Source organism: Azospirillum sp. RU38E (assembly GCF_900188385.1).
GTDB lineage: Bacteria > Pseudomonadota > Alphaproteobacteria > Azospirillales > Azospirillaceae > Niveispirillum.
Genome location: NZ_FZOI01000049.1, coordinates 1 through 4,995 on the forward strand (window position 1 = coordinate 1; position 4,995 = coordinate 4,995).

The window sequence follows — 4,995 nt, forward strand, 5'->3', positions numbered from 1 at the left end:
TGCCGTGACCTTCCCCTGCTTAACTCGAACCATCAAAACCTCCTTCAATCCCGAATTTTAGGTCAATGGCTCTCCACTTTTCCAGGGCAAGTCCAGTCTCTCCGCCATTTTGCCCAGCGGCGACGAACTCGACGATCTTACCGCGTGGATTCGCGCCGATGAACCGGGTGCGCCGGTGCGTTCCGACTGGCGGCCGACGCGGCAACGCTTCGGTGCGCTCACTTGGCGGGGCAAGGATGCGCTGCTCCGGCTTGATCTCGATGACGACGGCCCGTTCCTCGACAAATTTGTCTTGGAGAAGCCGGCACGGGGGAAAGAGAAAAAGCCCTATCCGCGTAAGAACTCCCATCTCGCCTTGTTCGCTGCGTGGGAATTCGCCAGCCAGGGCAAGAGGACCCTGATCTTCTCCACCCAGGCAAATTGGGTCGAGAGCTACGGCAAACAGGTCGTGGACCTCTGCAAGCGCGGTTATCTGGCTTCGCTGCTGGAGGATGAGGCGTCGATCGCCCGTGCGCTGGAGGTCGGCAAGGAATGGTTGGGCGAAGACCATCCCGCTGTCGCTTGTTTGAAGGCGGGCGTTGCCATCCACCATGGCCGGCTGCCGAGTCCATTCCTTCGTGAGCTGGAAGCCCTTTTGTCTGACGGTGTGCTGAAGGTCATCGTCGCATCGCCGACGCTATCGCAAGGCCTCAACCTCAACGCCGCCGTCCTGTTAGTGCCAGCGCTGTATCGGGCGTCGGAGAAGATCAAAGGCGAGGAGTTCGCGAATGTCGCTGGACGTGCCGGACGCGCCTTCGTGGATGTCGAAGGCCTCATCGTTCACGTCATGTTCGATAAGGTCGATTGGCGAAAGAAGGAATGGCGGAAGCTGGTCGCCTCCGCAAAAGCCCGCACGCTGAAAAGCGGCCTCATCCAGATCGTCGCCGAGATTCTTGACCGCCTGTCACGAGAGGGTGTGCTGGATCGTCACGACGCTTGGGAATATCTCGCCAACGCCCGCGAAGCCTGGCGATCACCGGCGGAGGAAGCCGCGGTCGCCGAGCGGCTCGCTGCCGGCGCGGAATATGACGATGGCGACGGCGATGATGAAGACGGTGGCGAGGACGAGGAGGAGACCATAGAAGAGGAGCCGCTTTCGCAGATCGTCGAACGCCTCGATGCGACCGTGTTCGGTCTGATCGAGGCATTGGACGCTGATCGGGCCGACCTGCCCAAGCTCCTGGACGAGGCGCTAAAAGGGTCGCTTTGGGCGCGCCAGATTGCCCGTGAGGACGAGGACATCGCACCGCTGCACAGAAAGATATTCGAAGCACGCGCCGACCTCATCTGGAAGACCACCACGGCGCAGGCGCGGCGCGGACATTTCGCCATGGGCGTAGGACTTGAGGCGGGTCTCACCATCGACGCCATGGCCGATGAACTGGCCCAACTCCTCGACCGCGCAGACGAAGCGGCGCTCAGTGGCGAGATCGACGAACTTGTCGATGCCCTTGGTGGTCTCGGCGACCGCCTGCTGTTCATGCGTCCTTTCATTCCTGACAAGGCGAACACGCTGCCAGCTAATTGGAAGGCAATCCTACGCAGTTGGGTGTCCGGCGAGGATGTTGCCAAGATCGGGCCGCAGAACATGCGGGCCGTCGAAGATGCCTTCACCTATCGTTTGGTTTGGGCCTTGGAAGCTATCCGTACCCGCCGCATATCTCTCGGCTGGTCGCCGGATACGGTGGCGGGTGGAGCCGCTGCTGCGGTCGAGACCGGCGTTCCGCAATTCATGATGTCGATGTTGATTCGGGCCGGTCTTCCGTCGAGGCGCGCGGCCATGGCGGCGGTCGAGGACGCCAAGCCGGTCTTCGTTACGCCTGCTGAGATGCGGGTCTGGCTCGAATCTGATGAGATCACGGCCTACACCGATGCTGGCGATTGGCCAACGCCCGACACGGCTGCGCTATGGGCGCGGTTCCGAACCGAGGCCCTCAGCGGCGGCATCCAGAAGTGGTCGGTGGAACATTATAAGCGGCTGCTCGACATCGCAGTCGCTCCGCCTGCCGGTCTGTATAGGATTGTCACCGATGAGGGTGATGGGCGGACTTGGCTGACGACGCCCGATTACCAGCAGGTTGCCGCCTTCAAGAAGCCTGCGGTCGATCCCAAGCCCAGCCTGTTTTCGGGTCGGTTGCCCGGCAACACAAGACTGGTGGAAGCGCTTCGTGTCGGCCGCGGAAAGCTGCGTTGGCCGCAGGCCGATGCGTAGGAGGCGACAGTAGTCAAAGATGTTCCGAAAGAAGCGATATGACAGATAAACTCGAAGTTTTCCAAGACATGGCCATTCACGGCCCGATCGCGAAGCGGCCCGAATTGCGCGAAGCGCTCATCACGGCGGCGGTCGATCCCTGGCGAGTGGATCTGGAACGGTCGGCGGAGGTGGCGCGTAACGCTGTGACCTCGGAGGATGTCGTGCTTTTTCGTCGAGATGCCAGCCAAGACCATCCGGCGGCCTGGCTGACCCTGTGGGGAACTGAGGACGGCTATTGTGTTCCGAACATCGTCCCCTTGGAGATGGGGAGCCTCACCTTTGCCCAATACAATGCCGTGCTCACGGATTTTATCGCGCGCATCGCTGCGCCGGTTACGGCTCAACTCGGCTTCACCATCTCGACGACGGAACCTCGGCAAACACTTGATGACTGGTTGTCTTCGGACGCTGCGCTAAAGCTCAAGCGCTTTTCCGGCGCGGCGAACAAGTCAACGGGAGCAAGCCACCCATTAGATCAACGTCGCTGGTTCGATTTTCTTGTCGCTGTGCATCGCAGCGGAGATAAACCCGGAGCTGACAGGTTGGCGCGTTGGCTGAATGAAGTGGAAGGCTGGGATGAGGATTCCGCGCATAATCTTGCGGGCGATTTTGAGACCGCAATCGCTCTTCTTGCCTATTACGACGAGAACTGATCCGGATGGACGTGCACGCGATTGCATCAGCGGGCGTTCCGGTGCTGTGCATCGATACATGCTCTATTTTGGACGTTATGCGGGATCCGACACGCGAGACCGCGAAGCCGCATGATCGGCAGGCAGCCATCGATCTCGTGACGGCCGCGGAAGCCGGTCGTCTCATATGCCTTATGGCAGAACAGGTGGCGATCGAGTTTTCCGATCATGATCAGCCCGTACAGGATGAGGCCGAACGCAATCTCAAGAAGGTACGGGAGCAACTTGATCGCATAAACAGGCTATCCGCCGTCTTTGGCGCTCCGGGTAACGTCAACCTTGCGCATCTTGACGATCATGTCGGGCGGGCAAGAGCGGTTGTCGGGCGTTGGCTCGCCAAGCTCGGCAAGATAACGCCTGGCCCTCTGGCTCTCGCCAAAGCCTTTGCGCGGGTAAACGCTGGGATCGCTCCAGCGAGACGCGGCAAGGACTCCTCCAAGGATTGCCTGGTCTATGAAACCTATCTTGAGGCCGTGTCGGCTTTGCGCGGTGCCGGGATGATAACGCCAATCGTGTTTCTATCCTCGAATACCAATGAATATTTGACCGCGAGCAATGTTTTGAAGCCGGAGATCGCAGCGGAATTTAGCGCGATCAGCCTCGGCTACGCGCCCAATATGAGTGCTGCCAAATACGCGCTCGGCCTGTAAGGAAATCGGCTTGAGCGTATCAGCATCGAAACTTAATCTGGTTCTCGAATTCTTCGTTCGTACGACTGACGAAAACTATATCACCGCGCGCTGGTGTGCGATCGATCAGCTCAACACAGATTTTCTTTGGCTACGCAAACACCGTCGATTGCCGCACGGATTCTGAGGTTCCGGCCAGGAACTTAATCGCATGGCGCGCTCGCGGAAGCCCTGTGTCGCGCTGCCATCCATATTTGTGGATTGCCACACATAATTCTATGTGACAGTATACATAGAATTATGTGATCAAGGCTCTGGTGTGATGGGTTATGAGGGGTTTCTCCGCGATCTCGCGCGAGCCGGCCTGAGCATCAGGGCGTTTGCCGAATTGATTGGAATGAACCCGAACTCCGTTTCAAATTATGCCCGATCAGGAGGGGTTCCGGACCATCTGGCGATCATAGCCGCGCTAGTCGCTGAAATGGGTGCCCAAGGGCTCGATTTCAGAGGTATCATCGAGAAGGTTGAGCTGACAGCAAAAAAGCCTCGCGGTCGCGCGCGCGCTGGTCAGTTTGGTGGCGATCCACAGGTGCCATTGGATCTCGACCAATGACAGCAACCAAGTCGTTCCCGGAATTTGTCGCTGCTCGTTCGTGCCCGGTAAACTTTTCGGGAGGAGGCGTATGATCAGCATGTTCACCGCCCTGAACGAACTCGGTGCGGATCGCGATGGAATCCGCTTATTCGATCACTCGTCCCCGGACTTACTGGCTTACTCAACCATTCTCATGGCTCGCGACCATGATGACGATTTGCGCTTGGTTGAAGGCGTGTACGAATGGCAGGAAGCGCCGCTCGTGTTTCTGGTTGACGGAAACCGGCTCAACGCTGATCTTGATCGCCTTAAACGCATCCGACGCATCCTCGCCATGCGAGGCGACGCGCCATATCTCGGCGTGGTCTATCCAGGGCGGCTAGACGTCTATCGGATCGCTCTCGATCGCCATTCGCTTTCCAAGGTACGCGTCGATGCCGGCGTCGCCGACGACGAGACTTGGCTGACCTTTGCGCGTCTGGCGAATCTGCGACCGGCCGCGGAGATCAACGACCGGACCTGGATCACCGGCGTCATTCTGAAATTGCTCGATCAGGCCATCTCGTCCCTCAAGGGTGATGGTGGCCTGTCGGGCGAAGACGCCATATCACTGGTCGGCAGAGCGCTATTCATGCGTTTTCTGGCCGATCGAGGCCTTTTGCCTTCAACCGGCACCATCATCGGCAGCGATCTATGGTCTGTTGACATTCATCGCATCACCAGCACGGTTGCGGTAAGGTTTATCATTGCGGCGTAGCTGCAATCTGTTTTGTCGTAGCGGGTGGC

General features: G+C 58.9%; 4 protein-coding genes and 1 pseudogene. 4 read left to right on the forward strand and 1 reads right to left on the reverse strand.

Features of this window, described 5'->3' with window-relative positions; translation table 11 throughout:
* Positions 1 to 109: 109 nt before the first annotated feature.
* From CHB97_RS25510 to CHB97_RS25525, 4 genes are all read left to right on the forward strand, one after another.
* Positions 110 to 2,251 (forward strand): hypothetical protein, encoded by a 2,142-nt coding sequence (locus CHB97_RS25510; protein ID WP_200820135.1) that lies wholly within the window; start codon positions 110 to 112, stop codon positions 2,249 to 2,251.
* Positions 2,252 to 2,289: 38 nt separating this feature from the next.
* A complete protein-coding gene (locus CHB97_RS25515) occupies positions 2,290 to 2,946 on the forward strand; it encodes a hypothetical protein (protein ID WP_089290838.1) in 657 nt (218 codons plus the stop codon).
* 5 nt (positions 2,947 to 2,951) lie between these two features.
* A complete protein-coding gene (locus CHB97_RS25520) occupies positions 2,952 to 3,635 on the forward strand; it encodes a PIN domain-containing protein (RefSeq protein WP_089290839.1) in 684 nt (227 codons plus the stop codon).
* A 301-nt stretch (positions 3,636 to 3,936) separates the two neighbouring features.
* On the forward strand, positions 3,937 to 4,227 hold the full coding sequence (locus tag CHB97_RS25525) for a helix-turn-helix domain-containing protein (RefSeq protein ID WP_089290840.1): 291 nt from the start codon (positions 3,937 to 3,939) through the stop codon (positions 4,225 to 4,227).
* Positions 4,228 to 4,917: 690 nt separating this feature from the next.
* Here the strand turns inward: CHB97_RS25525 and CHB97_RS26265 are convergent.
* Positions 4,918 to 4,995 (reverse strand): annotated as a pseudogene (locus CHB97_RS26265) (IS5/IS1182 family transposase); the annotation flags it as partial.